Below are 19161 nucleotides of genomic sequence, written 5' to 3'. Positions count from 1 at the left end.
CGGAAATTCCGATCCACACGTTGCACTAGGGGAAGACAGGGGCTTGCCGGAGGTCCAGCAGCGCCTGGCGGCAATGGAGCATCGTCCGTTCGTCGCCGAAAGCCCCGGCCTTGGTGACGACGCCGAAGCCGTGACGGCCAAGGGCGGTGGCGAGCGGCACGCCCGGCTCGACCTCGCGGTGCAGGCTGAGCCCGGTTACGCCGCATGCATCCAGCACGGCCCGCGCGGTCTCGCCGCCCGTCAGGAACAGGCCGCCGATGCCGCCTGCCACCGACCCCGCCAGCGCGGCCAGGGCCCGGCGCAGCTTCAGGGCATGGCCGGGATCCTCCGGGCCGTCCGGCTCCGGCACCAGCACGACGTCCTCGCCGCGGGCCAGGGCCGCCTGCAGTCGCTCCTGCCAGGGTGCCAGGGTGGCTTCGCCCCCGGCGACCAGATCTCGCAGCGGCACCGGCAGCGAACGGATGCCGGGCTGCCGGCCGAGTTCCGCAGCCTGGCGCCGCGACACGCTCGACATGCTGCCGACCACGAACAGGAGCGGCAGTGCCGGGACCGGCCGGCGCCCGTCCGCAGGAACCGGTCCGGGCCGCAGGCCCAGCGCGCGGACGAGCTGGCCGGCCAGCCCGGCCGAGCCGGCGTGGATGGTGGCATCGCCAAGGGCCAGCGACGCTGTCGCCAGTGCCGCGAGGTCGGCATCGGTCTCCGTGTCGCAGATCAGCACGTCCGCGCTTTCGGCCAGCCGGACCAGGGCTTCCGGCAGTTCCCCTCTGCGGATCACCGCCAAAGTGACGGCCGCGGTAGCGAGTCCGGCCGCCTGGAACATGGCGGGCAGGTCGATCGACGCCCCGCTGCCTTCACGCCGCCACAGTTCGGTCGTTTCCAGCGGCTGGCCGCGCAGGAACGGCCGGCCGCCGATGACCGTGCGGCCGGTCGCCGGAAAGGCCGGGGCGAACAGGGCGACGGCGCGCATCCGGCGCACCGCCCGCCAGTTCCGCAGTGCTGCGGCCAGCTCGACGGCGACATGACCACGCAGGGTCGAATCGACCTTCTTGAACAGGCGCCGACCCGCCGGTGCCGCCCCGACCAGATCCGCGACCCGCTGTGCCGCGGCTTCGGCCGAGAGCGAACGCGTGTCCGCATCCACGGCGACCAGGTCGGCCGGCATGCCCAGACTCGCCGCCGACATGACGACCAGCCCGGACAGACCCTCGCGGACCCCCTGCACGGCGCAGTCGGCCGCACCGGTCAGGTCGTCGGCCACCATCAGCATCGAACGGGCACCTCGATCGGCGTAGGTCTCACGCAGTGAACACCGCGTCCGCCACCTTGTTCCGCTCGATGAACGCCCAGTCATAGCTGACACCCAGCCCCGGGCCGTCCGGAACCGGCATCCCGCCTTCGGCCGGCAGGTCCGCCTCGTCGTCCGAATAGCCGCAGGCATAGACCGGCGGCACCGCGTTCCTCATCCCGGGGCCGACCAGCGCCAGCTCGTAGAAGTGGGTGTTGCGGGTGGCCGCCATCACCGCCCGGTGCGCCGGCCCGCAGGCGTGATACTGGAGGTCGAGGCCCAGCGCCTCGCAGACATGGGCGATCTTGATCGCCCCGGTGATGCCCATGTCATATTCCGGGTCGGCGTGGATCATGTCGCCGCCGCCGGCCAGGATGAACGCGGTCTTGAGCTCGATCCCGCGGACATGCTCGCAGGTGAGCAGCGGCGTGCGCAGCTTCTCGCGCAGCCGCTTGTGGCCTTCCGGCGAGATCCCGGAATCACGATATGGATCCTCGAACCAGAAGAAGTCCGCCTCGTCGCAGGCCCGCCCGACCTGGAGCGCGTCCATCCAGGTGCGCAACTGGCAGGCCGGGTCCAGCATCAGGGGAAAGCCGTCGCCCACGGCCTCGCGCACCGCACCGATCGTGCGGATCTCCCGCCTGACATTGCCGTCGTGCCAGCCATGGATCTTGAAGCCGGCAAAGCCCCTGGCCTTGCAGGCGGCCGCGTATTCGGCATAGGCCTCCGGCGCATCGAGGCCGCCCGGCTCGTCCTGGCCATGATAGGTGCTGGCATAGGTCGGCAGCTGCGTGCGCCAGCCGCCCAGCATCCGGGCGACCGACATGCCCGCGCGCCGGCCCGCCAGGTCCCACAGCGCGATGTCGATCGGGCCATGGCCCATATGGTCGTAGGCGCGCACCTCGCGCTTCAGGTCGTCCCAGATCTGCTCGCGCGTGTCCGGGTCGCGGCCAATCAGATGCGGGGCCAGCATCTGCGCCTGGGCGAACGAGGCGGCGGTGCCGACCCAGTGCGTGACATAGGCGCCTTCGGAACCGTCCTCGCAGAAGATGCGCACCGCCCAGCGCACCGCCGGCATCCGCCCGCCTTTCAGCGCGATCAGGTTGCCGACCCCTGCCGCCCCGTGCCGCGGCAGGCTCAGCCCCTCGACCTCGAACCGGAACGAGGTGAGCTCGACGCGCGTGATCCTGGTCATGAGTGCTGCTGTCCTCCCGCTGCCGGCACCGGCGCATCGGCGCGGATCAGTCGTTCCTGCTTCAGTTCGTCCCACAGATCGGCCGGGATAGGGTGCTGCATGTGCCCGATGTTCTGGGTGACGTGCTCCGGCCGGATGCCGCCGGGGATGACCGAGCTGACGATCGGGTGGCCCAGCGGGAACTGCAGGGCCACGGCCGGCAGCGGCACGCCATGCCGCTGGCAGACCGCCTGGATCCGCCGCACCTTGTCCAGCACCTCAGGGGCCGCGTCCTCGTAATTGTACTTGGCGCCCGGCACCGGTCCGGTCGCGGTGATCCCGGAGGAGAACGCACCGCCGATGATGATGCCCACCTGGCGCCGCTCGCAATAAGGGAACTCGCTGTCCAGGACGTCGTGCTCCATCAGCGAGTAGCGCAGCGCGCACAGGAAGAAGTCCAGGTCGAACAGGTCGAGGAAGCGGGGCATCATCCCCAGCTCGTTGATGCCGGCACCGATCGCCCGGATGATCCCGGCGTCGCGCAATTCCTCCAGCGCCCGGAAGCCCCCGGTGGCGAGCTGGGCGAGATAGGCTGCCACCTTCGGCTCGGTGGCGTGGTGGCGAAAGTCCAGGTCGTGGATGATCAGGAGGTCGATCCGGTTCATGCCCAGGCGCTGCAGGCTGTCCTCGAAGGCCCGCATGATCGCGTCGTAGGAATAGTCGAACACATGGTCGAACTGGAGGCCGCCCGCCCAGAAGCCGCTCTCGAACCGGTCGGGATGGCGCGGTGCCCTGAGGATCCGGCCGACCTTGGTGGAAAGGACGAAGGCATCCCGCGGCTGACGGTAGAGGAACCGGCCGAAGCGGTGCTCGGACTGCCCCCGCCCGTACCAGGGTGCCGTGTCGTAGTAGCGGATTCCCCCATCCCAGGCCGCCTGCAGCGTCGCCTCCGCCTGCGCCTCGCTGAGCCGGTCGAACAGGTCGCCCAGCGGCGCGCCGCCGAACCCCATCTGGTTGAGCTGGATGCCGGTCCGGCCGAGCGGCCGCGTGGCCAGCGGGTCCATGGCGCCTCCCTGTTCTCGTCGCTTGCTTGTTCATGCCGCCGTCAGGTCCGGCGACCTCGTCCGCGGTCGATGATTGCATCCGTGCACCGCCGCCGCCAGTGGGGGAACGCACTCCGCCCGCTGCCGTTTTCCACGCCGAACCACAACCATCAGGATGAGGCCGACATGAGCGACGAAGACCGGATCCGCGACGAGATCGCCAGCCGGATGGCGCGTAGCCTCGATGCGGACGCGCCGCAGGTGCAGATCGACGTGGTCGGCGACCAGGTCACCCTCGCTGGCACGGTGGTCAGTGCCAAATTGCGCGCGCAGGCCGAGGCGGTCGCGACCGGGACGCCGGGCGTGAAGTTCGTGGTGAACAACCTGCGCGTGGCCCAGGAAGGCACGACCGGCGCCACGGGCTGACCGGCCGGCACGAAGCCGCTCGCCCTCGTCCTGCGAGCATGCCACCCGTCGCGGGTCGCTGTTCTGCGGCGGAGTGATGGGCAGGCATGGCAACGGGTCTCACTGGCTGGCGGCGCCGGGTGCGCCGGCAGCTCTTCCTTTGGCCCCGATGGCGCCAGCAGGCGGTGTTCTGGGGCGGGGGCGCGCTGATCGGCGTGGTGGCGGTCGTGTTCGCGAAGCTCGCGGACGGCTCCCACCGGTTGCTGCAGGTCATGACCGGCTGGTCGCCCTGGGTGATGCTGGCGTTGGCACCGCTGGGCTTCGCCCTGCTGGCCTTCGTCACGGAACGCTTCTTCCAGGGCTCCCAGGGCAGCGGCATCCCCCAGGCCATCGCCGCGCGCCAGATCGGCTCGCCCGCCCGCCGGCGGGATCTGCTGGGCCTGCGCCTGGCGCTGGGCAAGATCGGCCTGACCCTCCTGGGCATCGCCAGCGGTGCGTCGATCGGGCGCGAGGGCCCGACCGTGCAGGTGGGTGCCTCGATCATGCACGAGCTCGGCCAGACCGGCGGGCGGCGCTACGAGGGCCTGCTGCTGGCAGGCGGTGCCGCGGCGATCGCTGCCGCCTTCAACACCCCGATCGCCGGCGTGGTGTTCGCCATCGAGGAACTCGGCCGCTCCTTCCAGCAGCGCAACAGCTGGCTGGTGTTCTCCTGCGTGATCGTGGCGGGCCTGGTGTCGCTGGCGCTGCTCGGCGACTATACCTATTTCGGCCAGTCGCACGCCGCACCCGCCGGCGCCGCCACCTGGCTCGCGGTCGGGGTGTCCGGCCTGATCGGCGGCCTGCTGGGCGGCGGGTTCAGCCGGCTGGTGATCCTGTTCGCCCTCGATGAGCGGCGCGCCTGGCTGGCCGGCCTCCGGCGCCACCAGGTGGCGTTCGCGGCGATGTGCGGCCTGCTGGTCGCGGTGCTGGGCCTGCTCACCGGTGGGGCCACCTACGGCACCGGCTACGAGCAGGCGCGCGGGCTCCTGGAAGGCACCGCCGATCCCGGCTTCTGGTACGGCCCGGCCAAGCTGGCCGCCACGCTGGTCTCGACGGTCAGCGGCCTGCCGGGCGGCATCTTCTCGCCGTCCTTGTCGGTCGGTGCCGGCCTGGGCCAGCAGTTGAGCCTGCTGTTTCCCACCGTCCCGCCGGCCACCATCGTGCTGATCGGCATGACCGGCTATTTCGCGGGCGTGGTGCAGGCACCTCTAACGACGGTTGTGATCGTGCTCGAAATGACTGCGGGCACGGCGATGACCGTGCCGCTCATGACCACCGCCATCCTGGCCCTGGGGGCCTCTCGCCTGGTCTGCCCGCAGCCGATCTACCACGCGCTCAGCCGCCGCTACCTTTCAAATGCTGCCGAGCGAAACTCCTGACGAATTCATGAGTTCTTCCGGGAAGGATCCAAAATAACATAGTGCTTCAGCACGGGTTCTATCGTTTCCCAGGTACCCTTGAAACCTTTGGGGATCACGAATGTTTCACCGGCCTTGAATTCGGCCGTGTAACCGTTATGATCGGTCAGCCGGACGTGACCGGACAACAGGACGCACACCTCGTCGTAGGCAAACTCCGCGGAAAGCCTGCCGCCGGCATGCGTCCAGGTGCCTGTCGTGAGGACGCCGTCATCGGAGGCATAACCCTCCAGGGTTGCTTCGCCTTCCGGTGGAATGGCAAGATCGGGATCAAACGCCTGAGGGCGAGGATTGGTCATGACTCGTACCGCGCTGTCGTTGATATCACCGCCAGATAGCCTGGGAAATCAACGCACGTCATCCTGAGCCTGTCCGCTCGCTTGCGTTCCTCCTGCGCATGCACACCCAGACGGAGCGGCCCTGCGGCAGCGGTGGCCGGGCGGGCATGCGCGCTGCGGTCGTGGAGCGGAGCGCGCGGATGAGCGGTCCCCTCGACCCCGAGCGCCGGGACGAGTTCACGGGGCTGGGCGGCGACGACGTGCGGCTGGAGGATCTCGAGGAGAGTTTCGACCGGGTCACCCGGCTGCTCGGCACGGTCCTGCAGGTGCCGCACGTCGCCATCCTGCTCCTGGGCCGCCGCCATGCCTGGACCATGTCGAGCTTCGGCATCGAGCGGATGCACCGCATCGACCGCACGGTGTCCTTCTGCCCCCGCGTGGTGGCGGCGGGGCGGCTCCTGGTCATCCAGGACGCCCGGCAGGACCCGCGCCACGCGCACCACCCGCTGGTCGACCGGCCGGACCCCCTGTTCTTCTATGCCGGCGTGCCGCTCGTCATGCCGGGCGGTGCGGTGGTCGGCTCGCTCAGCATCCACGACCGGCGCCGGCGCCGCCTGAGCCCCCAGCAGCGCCAGCTCCTGACCGACTGCGCGGCGATCGTCGCCAGCGAGATGGAGCTGCGCCGGCAGATCCGCGAGCAGGCGCGGGCGGAAGCCGCGGTACGGGCGGAGCGCAGCCGGCTCGGCCGGGTGATCGACAGCCTGCCGTTCGACTTCTGGCTGTGCGACGCGCAAGGCCGCTACATCCTGCAGAATGCGGTCGGCCGGGCCCTGTGGGGCACCCATCTCGGCCGGACCCCGGACGAGATCGGGGTCGCCACCGAGATCACCAGCCTCTGGGCCGAGAACAATCGCCGCGCCCTGGCCGGCCAGATGATGCGCGGCGACTTCACCTACCAGATGGGCGACCAGACCATCCAGGTCGAGGAGATCGTGGCACCGGTGCGCGACGAGCAGGGCCAGATCGACGGGCTGGTCGGCGTCGCCATCGACAACAGCGAGCGCAAGGCGGCCGAGCGCGCGCGGCGGGAGAGCGAGGCGAAGCTGGCCGCGGCGATCGAGAGCCTGCCGTTCGGCCTGTGGATCCAGGATGCCGAGGGTCGCTACGTGATGCTGAACGCTCCGGCCCGGGCACGCTGGGGCGATCTCCTGGGCAAGCGGATGATCGACCTGGACATGCCGCCTGCCATGAAGCGGAGATGGCAGGCCAATGTCGAGCAGGTGCTCCAGGGCCGGCATCTGCGCCTGGACGAGACCTACGGGACGGGCAGCGATCTCTGCCATCTCGACACGATCCTGGTGCCGATCGAGATGGACGGCCAGGTGATCGGCCTGGTCGGGGTCAATATCGACGTCACCGAGCGCAAGATCGCGGAGCAGCGCCTGCATCACCTGGCGCATCACGACGTCCTGACCGGGCTGCCCAACCGCCGCGCCTTCCAGGAGCGGCTGGCCCAGGCGGTCGGGCGGGGTGAACGGCATGGCCAGATCACCGCACTGCTGCTGGTCGACCTGGATGCGTTCAAGGACGTCAACGACACGCTCGGCCACGATGCCGGCGATGCCCTCCTGCTTGAGGTGGCGGGCCGCCTCAAACATGCGCGGCGGCGCCAGGACACGGTGGCGCGCCTGGGCGGCGACGAGTTCGCCGTGATCCTGGACGCGGTGCGCCGGCCGACCGACGCTGCGGTGATCGCGTCGCGGATCCTGGCCGAGCTGGCCCGGCCGTTCAGCTTCGAGGGCCAGGAGCTGCGGCCCTGCGCCAGCATCGGCATCGCCGTATTCCCCAACGACGCGGCCACGGCCAGTGACCTGCTCAAGCATGCCGACATCGCCCTTTACCGTGCCAAGGAGAGCGGCCGGGGCCGCTGGCGCTTCTTCGATGACGAGATGCGGGTCCAGATCGAGACGCGCCGGCGCATGGAGCGGGAGCTGCGGCGTGCGGTGGGCGGGTCGGAGCTGGCGCTGCGCTACGAGCCGGTGGTGCGGCCGGGTGCGGCCGGCAAGGTCTCGTTCGACGCCACCGTCTGCTGGCTGCACCCCCAGCAGGGCAGCCTCGGGCCGGAAAGCTTCCTGCCGATCGCGGAGGAAAGCGGGCTGATGGGCCCGCTCCTGGCCGGTCTGCTGCACCATGCGCTGGAAGATGCCAGCTGGTGGCAGGGTGCCGGCCTGGCACTGGAGCGCGTCACCGTCCGCCTGGGCCCCGCCGCCGTCATGGCGGGCGAGCTGTACCGGATCGTGGATCGGGCCCTGTCCGGCAGCCCGGTGGCGCCGAACCATCTGGAGATCGGCATCACCGAGGCCATGCTGCTCGGCCGTGACGGTGCGGCGATCGGCGAGGTGCTGCAGGCCCTGCACCAGCGCGGGGTGAGCCTGTCCCTCACCGATTTCGGCGCCGGCCACGCCTCGCTCCTGCAGCTCCGGCGCCTGCCGATCGATCGGCTGCGCATCAGCGCGGGCTTCGTTCACGCCGCGATCAACGACCAGGGCGACGCCGCGATCATCCGTGCGATCATCGAACTGGCGCACGGGCTCGGGATCGAGACGGTGGCCGAGGGCGTTGCGGAGATCCGCCAGCTCGACTTCCTGCTGGCCCAGGGCTGCGACCTGGTGCAGGGGCCGCTGCTGGGAACGCCGCTGCCGGCCGACCAAGCCCTCGCCCACGCGCTGGCCCGGCCCTGGGCGGCACAGCTCCAGGCCCACCCGGCCGCTCTTAACGATTGATTCATCCAGTCTAGTTAAGATCCGGTATCAGGAGGTCGTCCACCGCCATGCCGATCCAGCCGCTCGCCACGTTCGCCGTCAGTCACAGCCGGGAGATCGGCCGCGTGTCCGCCGGCCAGTTCAGGGTGCCCGGGGAGCCGGCGGGAGCCCGCCCGCCACCCGGGCCCGGCTCCACCGCGGCCCTCGCCTCCTTGCAGACCATGCTGGCCGTGCAGGAAGTGACGCCCGGGCTGGACGAGCGGCGGCAGCGGGCGGTGCGCCGCGGCGAGGCGCTGCTGGCGGCCTTGGGCGATCTCCAGCTGGCGCTGCTCGGCGTCGGCGACGACGCCGCCTGCCTCGCCCGGCTGCGTACTGCGCTGGGCGACGAGGCACCGATGGTGATCGAGCCGGAGCTGGCGGACGTGCTGGCCGAGATCGAGGTCCGCGCGGCGGTGGAACTGGCCAAGCAGGAGCGGGACGGCTGACAGGCCCAGGCCGTCACGGCTGGGCAGCCGAGGCGAGCGGGCTCGGCAAGGCCGGAATTGTGCCTCCTGGCAGCACCGGGCCGGGCGGCAGCGACCATCGTGGTGCGTTAGGAGCGGTGGCCTGCCTGATAAGCTTTGGCCGTGCGGCTGCTGCCTCGAGCAGGGGCGGTTCAGCAGGGCCTGGATGGAACAGAAGGAGCGCTCCAGCACCGGCGGAGTTTCAGCATACGGCATGGTCGACCAGCCCGGCACGGCATCATCTAGGCGGAGCCGCCCGGGCCGGCGCGCTCGCACAGGAGCAAGGTAAACCCTTCCTGCACGACCTGGTCGTGCTGGTTATGCACCGCAAGATGGAGGGTGAGGATGCCGCGCGCCGGGTCGCGGTGCGGCTTCTTGGCGGTCACGGTGATCCGGGCGCGGATGCGGTCGCCGATCAGCACCGGGCGCCGGAAGCGCCAGTCGGTCCAGCCCATGGACGCGATCGCGCGGATCCGCGCCGCCGCGCGGTTCTTCAGGCCGTCCGCCATCGCCAGGACCAGGAGGCCGTGGACGATCCGGGCGGGGAAGCCGTGCCCTTTCGCGAACTCCTCGTCCATGTGGACGTCGAACAGGTCGCCGGACAGACCGGCAAAGCCCACCACATGCGCCTCGGTGACGTCGATCCGGCCGGTCCAGTAGCGGTCCCCGACCTGCAGCGCGTCATAGTCGTAGATACCGCCGTCCAGCTCGCGTCCCGCCGCCATGTCCATCTTGTCCACCATTTCCCGCCCCTCCCGACCTCCGGTCATTGGCCAGCAGTTTCGAGGGCGTCTGCGGCCGGGTCCAGCCTGACCGGTCGGCTACCGGAGGCGATGGTGCGCCGGCCGCTGCCGGTGTGGATGCTGCCCCGCATGCCGCACCCTGATCCATCGACAGCGGTGGAGGCCCAGCTGCGGTTCGGCTATGCCCGATCGCAGCAGTCCACGCAGATCAGGGAGCGCCAGGACGATGACCGAGCATCTTGCCGTGGACACGAACGGCCCGGTGCGGATCCTGACCATGACCGGCCGGCCCAGGCGCGGCAATCCTCTGTCCCAGGCGCTGGCCGCCGACCTCGTGCAGGCCCTGATGGCGGCCGAGGCGGATGAAGCAATCCACGCGGTGGTGGTGGCCGGGACGCCCAGCCATTTCTCCGTGGGTGCGGACCTGACCGAGGTCCACGAGCTGCGGGCGATCGAGGCGGTGCTGGGCGACTGGCTGGAGGAGTTCGACCGGTTCGCCGCCGCGCGCAAGCCGACGATTGCCGCGGTACGCGGCCATGCGGTGGGCGGCGGCTTCGAGCTGGCCCTGTCCTGCGACCTGATCGTGTGCGCCGAGAACGCCAACCTGGCGCTGCCGGAGACCGGCATCGGCGTGATCGCCGGCCAGGGCGGCACCCAGCGGCTCCTGCAGCTGGCCGGCCGGGCGATCGCCACCGACCTGATCCTCACCGGCCGCGCCTTGTCCGGCACCGAGGCCGGTGCGCTCGGCATCGCCGCGCGCGTGGTGCCCGCCGAGCGGGTGCTGGATGAAGCCATCGGCATCGGCCGGCAGATCGCGGAGCGCAGCCCGCCGGCGATCCGGTTCGCGCGCGAGGTCCTGCGGGAAGCGGCCGAGCAGCCGATCCGCCAGTCGCTGCGGCTGGAGCGCCTGCTGGCCGCCCTGGTCCTGGACACACCGGAACGGATCGAGCGGGTCGGCGCCTTCCTCGCCAGGAGGAGCGGCCGATGAGCCGGGGGCGGCGCGGCATCGCCGTGGTGGGTCTGGGCATGGCGGTCCGGCCGCATGCCCAGAGCCTGCTCGACCTGGCGGACCGGGTGGAGGTGGTGTGGGCGGCCAGTCGCTCGGCGGAGCGCTGCCAGGCGTTTGCCAGAGAGTTTCCCTTCCCGGTCACCACCGAGCTCGACCGGGTGCTCCGGGACGAGCGGGTCGAGGCGGTACTGGTCCTGACACCGCCGGCCAGCCATGCCGAACTCGGCGCAGCCGTGCTGGCGGCGGGCCGCGCGCTGCTGATCGAGAAGCCGATCGGCCTCGACACCGGCACGGCCGTGGCGCTGGCGGAGCAGGCGGCGCGGCTGGGTCGCCCGGTGGGCGTGGTGCTGCAGCACCGCTTCCGCCCGGCCGCCCAGGCGCTGGCCGCCGCCATTGCCGACGGTGGGCTCGGCCCCCTGTGCTCCGGCCAGTGCCAAGTGCCGTGGTGGCGCCCCCAGGCCTATTACGACGAGCCCGGGCGCGGCACCCTCGCCCGGGATGGCGGCGGCGTGCTGCTCACCCAGGCGATCCACGTCCTGGACGTGTTCCGCGCCCTGGTCGGCACGGTCGAGGTCCAGGCATCGATCGCTACCACCACTGGCCTGCACCGCATGGAGAGCGAGGACCATGTGGTGGCGCTGGCCAGGCTGGGCGAAGATCGAGCCCCGGGCACGATCCTCGCCAGCACCGCCTGCTATCCCGGCTTCCCCGAGCGGATCGAGCTGGTGTTCCGCCACGCCACCGTCCGGCTCGAGGGCGGCCGCCTCGACCTGTACCATCACGATGGCCGCCACGAGCAACTGGCGGGCGCTGCCGCCAGCGGCGGCGGCGCCGATCCCATGGCGTTCAGCCACGAGGCGCACCGCGCGCTCCTCACCGACTTCCTCGACGCGCTGGACGAAGATCGGCCGCCAAAGGTGGGCCTGCCCGACCTGATCGCCACCCGCCGCCTGATCGACGCCCTGCTCCGCCCCTGACGGTGAGCCGACCAGGCTTGACGGTGCCGTCTCGGGTTCGTTCGTGCAAATGTGCTCCTCCTCCTGCGCCCCCTGTGGCTTGCCGACGAACGAGGAGGTTAAGAGGATACGTGACACGTCAGGTGGGGTCGCCTGGTCTGCATTGAGCCGAGGCAGGTCACCGGCAGGATAGGCGGCCGGAGGCAACGGCTGGGAAGGCGCCGCTCCTACCTGATCACCGTCGCGGTGGCAGCATCCGCCCGAGCCAGGGACGACTGGACTTCACGCCGGCCATGCGGTGGCGTCTATCGACATCGACAGGGTGTCCCGTCGGCACGCATTGCACCACGCCTTTTCGGCCACCGACCAGCGCCAACGTCAGGCCGATGCCGCCCCGGCAGCACACTCGGCCATAATGCGACGACGCGAAGCGATCCTGCGCATCATCACCCACAAGCTGACGCTCCTGGCCGACGCAGGATGAGGCTACCAGCAAGGCAGACCGCCTTCCCGAAACCTCTGGCCTCGGGCCCGACGCCATGCTCTGGTCCGGCCCATGGAATTCAGCCTGCCCATCGGCGACCGCACCATCCGCTTCGACTGCCCGAACGACACCGTGCTGGGGCGGGCGAAATGGCTCCTGCAGAAGGAGCCGGGCACCATCGCCTGGCTGGACCGGATGGCGCCGGACGAGGTGCTGTGGGACATCGGTGCCAATATCGGGGTCTATGCCCTTTACGCTGCGATCATTCGCGGCTGCCGCGTACTGGCGTTCGAGCCGGCTGCCGCCAACTATTTCGGCCTGAACAGCAACATCGTGCTGAACGGGATCGACGGGCTGGTGCAGGCCTATTGTCTAGCGCTGGACCGGGCGGCCCGGCTGGATGCCATGCAGATGCGCGACCATCTGGTCGGCACGGCACTGCACACGTTCGGCGAGGCCAAGGACTACAAGGGCGAGCGCTTCACCCCGGCCTGGCGCCAGGGTGCGATCGCGCTGTCGATCGACATGCTGGTGGGCGAGTTCGGCGCCACCTTCCCCAACCACGTCAAGATCGACGTGGATGGGCTCGAGACCGCGGTGGTGCAGGGCGGGGCGCGGACCTTCGCCGATCCGCGCCTGCGCTCCGTGCTGGTCGAGGTCGACCTGAACGACCAGCGTGAGGTCGGGCAGATCGCACAAGTCCTGGAAGCGGGCGGGCTGGTCCGCGACGACGATGTGCCGGGCAACCATGTCCGGGCCGTCGAGGGCACCCGGATCTTCAACCTGGTCTATCGGCGTGCCGGCAGCGCTGCCACCGGGCCCCGTCCGGCCTGACGCAGAAAGTTTTCAGGGAGAAGCACCTTGCCGGCGACGATCCGTCCCTATGCCCCAAGGGATGCGCAGCTGCTGGCCACGCTCTATCTGCGCTCAGTCCGGGAGCTGGGGTCGCGCGACTATTCAGCGGCACAGGTGGCGGCTTGGGCATCGCTCTGCCCTTCTCCGGAGCAGTTGCATGCGCTCAGCGACGACGGGCGCACCCGGCTGGTCGCGGTGGATGAGGCCGACCTGCCCGTCGCGTTCGCCGACCTGGAACGGGACGGCCACATCCACTTCTTCTATGCCGCACCGGAGGTGGCCGGGACAGGGGTTGCCCAGCGACTCTATGCCGAGCTGGAGCAAGTGGCCCGGGCGCAGCATTTGACCCGGCTCCATGCCGAGGCCAGCGAGCGGGCACACCGGTTCTTCCTGCGCCTGGGATTCCAGGTCACCGCGAAGCGAGAGTTCACCGTCACCGGTGTGCCGATCCACAATTACGCGGTGGAGAAGCAGCTGGACGAAGCGGGTGCTGCGCCGGCGGGTAGTTCTCCCTAGAGCGCGTCCTCCTCCTTGTCGCGATGCAGGGCGCGGCGCTCCATGCACTTGTCGAACTCGTAGGTGTCGGGCGGGAAGCCTTCGCGCACGCAGGCCTTGTGGTCCTCGCGCGCCTCCGTGCGGGCGTTGCAGCCGAGGAGCGGCAGGGCCAGCAGGGCGAGCAGCAGGATCCGGGCGGACATGGGCGACTTCCTCGGCAAGGGGGAGCAGGGACCGATGTTCGGGCCCGGCGGGATGCGACTATGAACGGTGCGGCCGGGCCGGCAAAGTGGCACGCCGGCGCCACGGGCTGGCATCATCCGTCATCCGCCACCTTGGGCAGGCCTGCAGGAGAATGCGCGCGCGATGAGCCTGGTCGACAGCAGCGGGGCGCCGACCCTCGCCGACATCATCCACCCGACCGACCTCACCCCCCTGGGCGAGAGGGCGTTCGCCCACGCGTTGGCCCTGACCCTGGCTTGCAAGGGCCATCTCGGCATCGTCCATGCCGGCGACCCGGAGGCGGGCCAGGACCCGGACTGGACCGGCTTTCGCGGGGTGCGGTCCTTGCTGTCGCGCTGGGGCATGGTCGACCCGGCGACGCCGCGCGGCGCCATCGCTGGCGTGCTGGGCATCCGGGTGTCGAAGAAGCTGGTGCCCGGCAGCAACCCGGTGGCGGCGCTCGAGCAGTTCCTGGACGAGCATGGCTGCGACCTCCTGGTGCTGGCGACCCGCGCCCGGGGCGGCCTGGCGCGGCTGTTGAGCGGCTCGATCGCCGAGGAGCTGGCGCGACATAACGATGTGCCGGCCCTGTTCCTGCCGCCGGAGGGGCGGGGCTTCGTCGATGCGGCCACCGGGCGCGCCCGGCTGCGCAACCTCCTGGTGCCGGTGGATCACGCGACCCCGCAGCACGAGGCGGTCGAGGCCGCCTTCGCCCTGGCCGACCTGCTGGGCTGTGCGGATGCGCTGGTCCACCTGCTGCATGTCGGGCCCGCCGACCGGGCGCCCAGCGTGACGGTGGCACCCGGGCAGGAGCAGCGGCTTCGCCGGGCGAGCGCCGGGGGTGCCGTGGTGCCGGGCATCGTCGCCACGGCCGGGCGGCTCGATGCCGACCTGATCGTGATGGCGACCCATGGCCATGACAGCTTCCTGGACGGGCTGCGCGGCAGCACCACTGAGCAGGTGCTGCGCCAGGCCGGCCGGGCGGTGCTGGCCCTGCCGGTGCTGTAGGCGGGACCCGGCGGAACGCGGCCCTGCTTAAGCGGTTGCCTCGCCAGGCCCGGTGCGGCCGAGCCGCCGGCCGGGGATCTGGCAGAGGAGGCAGCCCATGTATCTTGCCCGGTTCTCCTATGACGTCATGCCGGTGGATCGCCAGCGGGCGATCGAGTTCATCCAGCGCGAGCTGGAGGCCGCGCGGAAGAACGGGCTGAACGCGCGCCTGCTGATCCCGCTGACCCGCGGCCCGGGCGGGGCCGCCCTGCAGTTCGAGGTCGAGCTGGCCAGCCTGGACCAGCTCGACCAGTTCCGCAGCCGCGGGGTCCACTCGGACCAGGAAACCAGCGACTGGATGCACGCCTTCAGCGAGATCCTGACCGCACCGCCCGAGGTCGAGCTGCTGCGGGTGGGCTAGACCAGCCGGCCACGGCAGGGCTAGTCGACCCCCTGGCCGGCAGGCGAACGGCCGGAAAGGGAGGCGCTTGATGGACACGTTCTCGCTGGCGGGGCGGACAGCATTGGTGACGGGCGGCAGCCGGGGGATCGGCGGGGCGATCGTCGAGCTGTTCGCCCGGCACGGGGCGAAGCTGGCCTTGTGCCATTACGGCGACGAGGCGGGTGCTGCGACCCTGTGCCGGAAGCTGGAGGGCCAGGGCTTTCGGGCTTCGGCTACCGCCTGCGACGTGGCGAACGAGGACGAGGTCGCGGCCATGGCGGCCTGGGCGCGGGCCGAGCTGGGCCAGGTCGACATCCTGGTCAACTGTGCCGGGATCGGTGGCGACCGGGCGTTCACCGAGCTGAGCGTGGCGGAGTGGGACCGGATGATCGCGGTCCATCTGCGCGGCACCTTCCTGGTCACCCACGCCTTCTTTCCCGACATGGTCCGGCGCGGCTTTGGCCGGGTGATCAACATCGCCTCGCAGCTGGCCTACAAGGGTGCGCCGGGTCTTGCCCATTACTGCGCCGCCAAGGCCGGCATCGTCGGCTTCACCCGGGCACTCGCCTATGAGGGGGCGCCGCATGGGGTGACGGTGAACGGGATCGCGCCGGGGCCGATCGAGACCGACCTGCTCAATGGCATGTCCGACAGCTGGCGGGCGATGAAGCAGGCGCAGTTGCCGATCGGCCGGTTCGGCCAGGTCGGCGAGATCGCGCCCACCGCCCTGCTGCTCGCCTCCGATGCCGGCTCCTTCTATGTCGGCCAGACCCTCTCGCCCAATGGCGGCGACGTGATGGTCTGACAGGGCATTTACGCTATTTCCGGAAATGATTGGCACTGGCCCGGTCCTCCGGCAGGTTGATCCTGCGTGGCGGGGCCAGGCCGGCGCCGCGCAGCCAGGTCATCGGTCAGAGGAGCAAGCTCATGACGGAACTCACCCGGCGCGGGTCGCTGGCCCTGCTCGGCGGCATGCTCGGCAGCCTGACGCTGGGCGGCCAGCCGGCTTCGGCCTCACACCAGCCGACCCTGGTGGCATTCGGCGACAGCTATACCCGCTCGATGCGCGAAGGCGTGCCGAGCTGGGCCGACCAGCTGCACAGCGACCGCAAGGCCAAGGTGCTGGTCAACATGGGCGTCTCGGGCGCCACGGCGGAAGGCTTCAACAGCTCCCGGACGCTGGACCGGCAGGTGGACGACTGGATCGCCAAGCACAAGTCCAAGGGCCTGCCCGACCGGACGGTGATCTATTTCGGCTATAACGACATCAATACGTTCCGGCCGCTGGGTGCTGCCATGAACCATTACCGGATCGCGCTGGACCGGCTGATCGCGCAGGGGCTGGCGAAGGGCAAGCGGCGGATCCTGCTCTGCCAGCTCCATGACTGGAGCCGCAACCCGATGCAGACCAGGAACTCGGTGGCACGGGTGAAGAGCTGGAACGCGTTCCTGCGCAGCCTCGCGGCTGAGCGCAGCAATGTCGTGACGGTCGACCTGTTCAACCGGTTCGAGCATGTGGCCAAGAACAAGAAGAGCTACGGCTTCACCCATGTGACGGTGGCGGACAAGAAGCGCTCCGCCTCGACCCATCTCTATTTCGACGGCAATCATTTCGGGAAGAAGGGCCAGGCGATCATCGCGAAGGAGATCGCGGCGAAGCTGAAGTAGCCGGCAGGCGGCAGCTTCACGGAACAGGGGCGCTCGGCTACCACATGTTCCGGGCCGTCCCCGCCAAGGGCTCCGGTGCCGCGGGAAGGACGGGTCGAGCCCGGACGGGGAGGGACGAGGATGGACATCGAGACCCTGCATCACATCAGCCTGCGGGTCGGCGACCTCGCGCGCTCGATGCGGTTCTATGCCGAGGTGATCGGCCTGGAGCAGATCGAGCGGCCGCCCTTCTCCTTCCCGGGCGCTTGGTTCCGGCTGGGCAACCGGGAGCTCCATCTGATCGGCGACGCGCAGGCGAACCCGGGCCGGCCGCGCACGGTGGATGCCGGCGACACCCATTTCGCGATCCGGGTCACGAGCTTCACCGCCGCGATCGAGAGGTTGCGCAGGCTGGGCTATCGCGACGACGTGGCACGGGACGACCCGCACTGCATGCTGCTGCGGCCGAACTCGATCGTGGGCTACCCGCAGGCCTATATCCTCGACCCGGACGGCCACCTGATCGAGATCAACGCGGCGCGGGTGGACGGCTGAGGCGAACCGTTCCAGCGCGGCCCGCCCATGCTATGCTCCATCCCGTGACGAGGGATGGCTGCGACCTTGGGGAGGTGCGGCATGCGGGCGACGCTGGAGACCTGGGCACGGCGGGTGTGGACGGAGCGGGACGCCGCCGCGATCGACGAGATGTGCGCGCCCGACTGCAAGGCCTATGGCCTTGGCCCCAAGCCGCTGGTGGGGCCCGAGCAGTTCAGGGCCTTCCACCAGGTCCTTTGCGGCCTCCTTCAGGAAACCAGGCTGGTCGTGCGCCAGCATATCGAGCAGGACGGCCAGCTCGCGGCCTTGTGCACCTTCAGCGGGCGGATGGCCGACGGGCGGGAAGCCAGTGCGGATGGCGTGATCTATGCGCGGGTCGCCGGCGGGAAGATCCTGGAGGCCCACAATCATTTCGACCTGCTGGGCTTCTTCACGCAACTGGGACTGGTGCCGGCCGACACGCTGGAGTGCTGCATGAGCGGACGGCCGGTCGGGGCGGATGGCTGACGAGAGCCGGCGGCGGCTTCTCCGGTAGCGGTTCCGCTCATCCACAGCACCAGCCCGTGCTATGCTGCGGCCACCAACAAGGTCCGGCCGCGGCCGAGGGAGGTAGGACATGCCGTTTTCCCTGGAGGACTGGGCGAGAAGAGTGTGGGCCGAGCGGGACAGTGCCGCGATCGACGAGATGTGCGCGTCCGAATGCTGCGTGCACAGCGCCGGCCCGCAGCCGCTGCGGGGGCCGGAGCAGTACAAGCAGTTCCATCAGCAGGTGTGCCAGCTCCTGTCGGAGACGCGGCTCGACGTGGACCACTGCATCGAGCAGGACGGCTGGCTGGCGGCCTTGTGCACCTTCACCGGGCGGATGGCGGACGGGCGCGAAGCGAGCATGCGCGGCAGCATCCAGGCACGAATCGTCGACGGGAAGGTCGTGGAGGCGTACGACCATTTCGACTTCGTGGGCTTCTTCATGCAGCTCGGTATGCTGCCAGCGGATACGCTGGAGTGCTGCATGAGTGGGCGGCGTGTCGGGGCAGGTGGCTGACCGGCGCCTACACCGGCGATTTCTGCACTTGATCAGGGTCAGGATCCGTCATGTTATCGTTCTGCTGGGAAAAGGCGAGATAGCCTGTCCTTAGGCTACCAAGCACCCTTGTATGGAACAATCATCTATTCGATTTCCGGTACATCACACCATCAAGATGACGTAGTCGCTGCCTTTACAGATTTATGAACATAGATAAACTGATTCGCGAGTATTTTTTCTGGATGGTCATTCATATCAAAGTGATACCTTTCCTGATCATCTTTATCTGTATACTTTTTTGTAAATATGTTAAATATTATTTCAGGGTCAATATAATTGGATAGCAGCTCATAATGCTCCTTATTAAAGTCGGACATATGAGACACCCCGGTCTCTACGAGAGTTGATGTTCCGATCATAGCTTTAATGAAGAGAAACGCCCCGGCGGGATCATTGTTGATGGTCCTATTGATACTGTGTGCAATTTTCGGACCGGGGCAATGTTTATGCCAGTAGTATAGCAAGCTGCGGATATCAGATTTATATTCTGACAGAAGATCAGTGAAGTCCGCAGCAGAGTCAATGCGCCGAGCAATTCTTTGCTCTGCTTCAACCAAGTCTGCATCGGATAGAATGCGGTCACCATCTCGTTTCTTTAGATACAGTGCAGATACAAAATTTGATGCAAGTGGTAAGAGCCCGTTTGAGAATGGCTATGGGTGGCTGATGCGGCGTAGCAGCAGGCTGCCCATGGCGACGTGGATGAAGGCTTCGGACACATCGAGCCTGGCCTCGTAGTCCCGCACCAGGCGGCGCCAGCGAACCATCCAGCCGA

22 protein-coding genes and 1 pseudogene are annotated in these 19161 nt (G+C 69.3%); 15 read left to right on the top strand and 8 right to left on the bottom strand.

The window, feature by feature from the left end; all coding sequences use genetic code 11:
* Positions 1–25 precede the first annotated feature (25 nt).
* Genes HLA95_RS21775 through HLA95_RS21765 form a run of 3 tightly spaced genes read right to left on the bottom strand, consistent with a single transcriptional unit; the run spans position 26 to position 3523 of the window.
* The gene (locus HLA95_RS21775) at positions 26–1267 is read right to left on the bottom strand and encodes a four-carbon acid sugar kinase family protein (protein ID WP_222184501.1); all 1242 of its coding nucleotides are present in this window, start codon (positions 1265–1267) and stop codon (positions 26–28) included.
* A gap of 28 nt (positions 1268–1295) precedes the next feature.
* Positions 1296–2480, bottom strand: coding sequence for an enolase C-terminal domain-like protein (locus tag HLA95_RS21770; RefSeq protein ID WP_191059764.1), 1185 nt, complete (start codon positions 2478–2480; stop codon positions 1296–1298).
* Entirely contained in the window at positions 2477–3523 is a 1047-nt protein-coding gene (locus tag HLA95_RS21765) for an aldo/keto reductase (protein ID WP_191059763.1), read from the bottom strand. The genes HLA95_RS21770 and HLA95_RS21765 overlap by 4 nt, the downstream gene beginning before the upstream one ends.
* A gap of 165 nt (positions 3524–3688) precedes the next feature.
* On the opposite strand from HLA95_RS21765, the gene HLA95_RS21760 reads away from it, so the two are divergent.
* Together HLA95_RS21760 and HLA95_RS21755 are read left to right on the top strand one after the other, a co-directional pair.
* Positions 3689–3928, top strand: a complete 240-nt coding sequence (locus HLA95_RS21760; RefSeq protein WP_159715122.1) for a BON domain-containing protein — start codon at positions 3689–3691, stop codon at positions 3926–3928.
* Positions 3929–4014: 86 nt separating this feature from the next.
* On the top strand, positions 4015–5325 hold the full coding sequence (locus HLA95_RS21755) for a chloride channel protein (protein WP_191059762.1): 1311 nt from the start codon (positions 4015–4017) through the stop codon (positions 5323–5325).
* 5 nt (positions 5326–5330) lie between these two features.
* Here the strand turns inward: HLA95_RS21755 and HLA95_RS21750 are convergent, their stop codons facing one another.
* Positions 5331–5663: a cupin domain-containing protein gene (locus HLA95_RS21750; protein ID WP_191059761.1), complete on the bottom strand. Its 333-nt coding sequence runs from the start codon at positions 5661–5663 to the stop codon at positions 5331–5333.
* 179 nt (positions 5664–5842) lie between these two features.
* Here HLA95_RS21750 and HLA95_RS21745 point away from each other — a divergent pair, with 179 nt between their 5' ends.
* Both HLA95_RS21745 and HLA95_RS21740 read left to right on the top strand, forming a co-directional pair.
* Positions 5843–8425, top strand: a complete 2583-nt coding sequence (locus tag HLA95_RS21745) for a sensor domain-containing phosphodiesterase (RefSeq protein WP_191059760.1) — start codon at positions 5843–5845, stop codon at positions 8423–8425.
* 47 nt (positions 8426–8472) lie between these two features.
* Positions 8473–8889, top strand: coding sequence for a flagellar assembly protein FliX (locus HLA95_RS21740; RefSeq protein WP_222184499.1), 417 nt, complete (start codon positions 8473–8475; stop codon positions 8887–8889).
* A 260-nt stretch (positions 8890–9149) separates the two neighbouring features.
* Here HLA95_RS21740 and HLA95_RS21735 read toward each other — a convergent pair whose 3' ends face one another.
* The gene (locus HLA95_RS21735) at positions 9150–9650 is read right to left on the bottom strand and encodes a MaoC family dehydratase (RefSeq protein WP_223861806.1); all 501 of its coding nucleotides are present in this window, start codon (positions 9648–9650) and stop codon (positions 9150–9152) included.
* A gap of 226 nt (positions 9651–9876) precedes the next feature.
* On the opposite strand from HLA95_RS21735, the gene HLA95_RS21730 reads away from it, so the two are divergent.
* The 4 genes from HLA95_RS21730 (at position 9877) to HLA95_RS21715 (ending at position 13470) form a co-directional block, all read left to right on the top strand.
* Positions 9877–10638, top strand: coding sequence for an enoyl-CoA hydratase/isomerase family protein (locus HLA95_RS21730; protein ID WP_222184497.1), 762 nt, complete (start codon positions 9877–9879; stop codon positions 10636–10638).
* The gene (locus tag HLA95_RS21725; protein WP_222184495.1) at positions 10635–11636 is read left to right on the top strand and encodes a Gfo/Idh/MocA family protein; all 1002 of its coding nucleotides are present in this window, start codon (positions 10635–10637) and stop codon (positions 11634–11636) included. Before HLA95_RS21730 ends, HLA95_RS21725 begins: the two co-directional genes overlap by 4 nt.
* Before the next feature lie 535 nt (positions 11637–12171).
* Positions 12172–12933 (top strand): FkbM family methyltransferase, encoded by a 762-nt coding sequence (locus HLA95_RS21720; protein ID WP_191061506.1) that lies wholly within the window; start codon positions 12172–12174, stop codon positions 12931–12933.
* 27 nt (positions 12934–12960) lie between these two features.
* Entirely contained in the window at positions 12961–13470 is a 510-nt protein-coding gene (locus HLA95_RS21715; protein WP_191061505.1) for a GNAT family N-acetyltransferase, read from the top strand.
* Here HLA95_RS21715 and HLA95_RS21710 read toward each other — a convergent pair.
* A complete protein-coding gene (locus HLA95_RS21710; RefSeq protein ID WP_191061504.1) occupies positions 13467–13652 on the bottom strand; it encodes a hypothetical protein in 186 nt (61 codons plus the stop codon). The genes HLA95_RS21715 and HLA95_RS21710 overlap by 4 nt on opposite strands.
* A 163-nt stretch (positions 13653–13815) precedes the next feature.
* Here HLA95_RS21710 and HLA95_RS21705 point away from each other — a divergent pair, with 163 nt between their 5' ends.
* The 7 genes from HLA95_RS21705 (at position 13816) to HLA95_RS21675 (ending at position 18344) form a co-directional block, all read left to right on the top strand.
* Complete coding sequence (locus HLA95_RS21705) at positions 13816–14679, top strand: universal stress protein (protein ID WP_222184493.1); 864 nt, start codon at positions 13816–13818, stop codon at positions 14677–14679.
* A gap of 97 nt (positions 14680–14776) precedes the next feature.
* The gene (locus HLA95_RS21700; protein WP_191060873.1) at positions 14777–15079 is read left to right on the top strand and encodes a hypothetical protein; all 303 of its coding nucleotides are present in this window, start codon (positions 14777–14779) and stop codon (positions 15077–15079) included.
* A gap of 70 nt (positions 15080–15149) precedes the next feature.
* Complete coding sequence (locus HLA95_RS21695; RefSeq protein WP_191060874.1) at positions 15150–15905, top strand: SDR family NAD(P)-dependent oxidoreductase; 756 nt, start codon at positions 15150–15152, stop codon at positions 15903–15905.
* Positions 15906–16027: 122 nt separating this feature from the next.
* Positions 16028–16768 carry an SGNH/GDSL hydrolase family protein gene (locus HLA95_RS21690; RefSeq protein WP_191060875.1) on the top strand — a complete coding sequence of 247 codons (741 nt, stop codon included), beginning with the start codon at positions 16028–16030 and terminating at the stop codon, positions 16766–16768.
* A gap of 120 nt (positions 16769–16888) precedes the next feature.
* Entirely contained in the window at positions 16889–17302 is a 414-nt protein-coding gene (locus HLA95_RS21685) for a VOC family protein (RefSeq protein WP_191060876.1), read from the top strand.
* Positions 17303–17383: 81 nt separating this feature from the next.
* Positions 17384–17809, top strand: a complete 426-nt coding sequence (locus HLA95_RS21680; RefSeq protein ID WP_191060877.1) for an ester cyclase — start codon at positions 17384–17386, stop codon at positions 17807–17809.
* Between the two features lie 109 nt (positions 17810–17918).
* Positions 17919–18344: an ester cyclase gene (locus tag HLA95_RS21675; RefSeq protein ID WP_191060878.1), complete on the top strand. Its 426-nt coding sequence runs from the start codon at positions 17919–17921 to the stop codon at positions 18342–18344.
* 152 nt (positions 18345–18496) lie between these two features.
* Here the strand turns inward: HLA95_RS21675 and HLA95_RS21670 are convergent, their stop codons facing one another.
* Positions 18497–18943, bottom strand: a complete 447-nt coding sequence (locus HLA95_RS21670) for a hypothetical protein (RefSeq protein WP_191060879.1) — start codon at positions 18941–18943, stop codon at positions 18497–18499.
* 96 nt (positions 18944–19039) lie between these two features.
* A pseudogene (locus HLA95_RS21665) lies at positions 19040–19161 on the bottom strand (IS5/IS1182 family transposase); the annotation flags it as partial.

Origin of the sequence: Geminicoccus harenae, from assembly GCF_019800005.1 — a bacterium.
In the GTDB taxonomy this organism is placed as follows: Bacteria; Pseudomonadota; Alphaproteobacteria; order Geminicoccales; family Geminicoccaceae; genus Geminicoccus; species Geminicoccus harenae.
This window is presented reverse-complemented; position numbering and strand designations above follow the sequence as displayed.

Coding starts and splice junctions, on each gene's coding strand:
- HLA95_RS21775 (WP_222184501.1), bottom strand. CDS start 1,267: ATGCTGATGGTGGCCGACGACCTGACCGGTGCGGCCGACTGCGCCGTG.
- HLA95_RS21770 (WP_191059764.1), bottom strand. CDS start 2,480: ATGACCAGGATCACGCGCGTCGAGCTCACCTCGTTCCGGTTCGAGGTC.
- HLA95_RS21765 (WP_191059763.1), bottom strand. CDS start 3,523: ATGGACCCGCTGGCCACGCGGCCGCTCGGCCGGACCGGCATCCAGCTC.
- HLA95_RS21760 (WP_159715122.1), top strand. CDS start 3,689: ATGAGCGACGAAGACCGGATCCGCGACGAGATCGCCAGCCGGATGGCG.
- HLA95_RS21755 (WP_191059762.1), top strand. CDS start 4,015: ATGGCAACGGGTCTCACTGGCTGGCGGCGCCGGGTGCGCCGGCAGCTC.
- HLA95_RS21750 (WP_191059761.1), bottom strand. CDS start 5,663: ATGACCAATCCTCGCCCTCAGGCGTTTGATCCCGATCTTGCCATTCCA.
- HLA95_RS21745 (WP_191059760.1), top strand. CDS start 5,843: ATGAGCGGTCCCCTCGACCCCGAGCGCCGGGACGAGTTCACGGGGCTG.
- HLA95_RS21740 (WP_222184499.1), top strand. CDS start 8,473: ATGCCGATCCAGCCGCTCGCCACGTTCGCCGTCAGTCACAGCCGGGAG.
- HLA95_RS21735 (WP_223861806.1), bottom strand. CDS start 9,650: ATGGTGGACAAGATGGACATGGCGGCGGGACGCGAGCTGGACGGCGGT.
- HLA95_RS21730 (WP_222184497.1), top strand. CDS start 9,877: ATGACCGAGCATCTTGCCGTGGACACGAACGGCCCGGTGCGGATCCTG.
- HLA95_RS21725 (WP_222184495.1), top strand. CDS start 10,635: ATGAGCCGGGGGCGGCGCGGCATCGCCGTGGTGGGTCTGGGCATGGCG.
- HLA95_RS21720 (WP_191061506.1), top strand. CDS start 12,172: ATGGAATTCAGCCTGCCCATCGGCGACCGCACCATCCGCTTCGACTGC.
- HLA95_RS21710 (WP_191061504.1), bottom strand. CDS start 13,652: ATGTCCGCCCGGATCCTGCTGCTCGCCCTGCTGGCCCTGCCGCTCCTC.
- HLA95_RS21705 (WP_222184493.1), top strand. CDS start 13,816: ATGAGCCTGGTCGACAGCAGCGGGGCGCCGACCCTCGCCGACATCATC.
- HLA95_RS21700 (WP_191060873.1), top strand. CDS start 14,777: ATGTATCTTGCCCGGTTCTCCTATGACGTCATGCCGGTGGATCGCCAG.
- HLA95_RS21695 (WP_191060874.1), top strand. CDS start 15,150: ATGGACACGTTCTCGCTGGCGGGGCGGACAGCATTGGTGACGGGCGGC.
- HLA95_RS21690 (WP_191060875.1), top strand. CDS start 16,028: ATGACGGAACTCACCCGGCGCGGGTCGCTGGCCCTGCTCGGCGGCATG.
- HLA95_RS21685 (WP_191060876.1), top strand. CDS start 16,889: ATGGACATCGAGACCCTGCATCACATCAGCCTGCGGGTCGGCGACCTC.
- HLA95_RS21680 (WP_191060877.1), top strand. CDS start 17,384: ATGCGGGCGACGCTGGAGACCTGGGCACGGCGGGTGTGGACGGAGCGG.
- HLA95_RS21675 (WP_191060878.1), top strand. CDS start 17,919: ATGCCGTTTTCCCTGGAGGACTGGGCGAGAAGAGTGTGGGCCGAGCGG.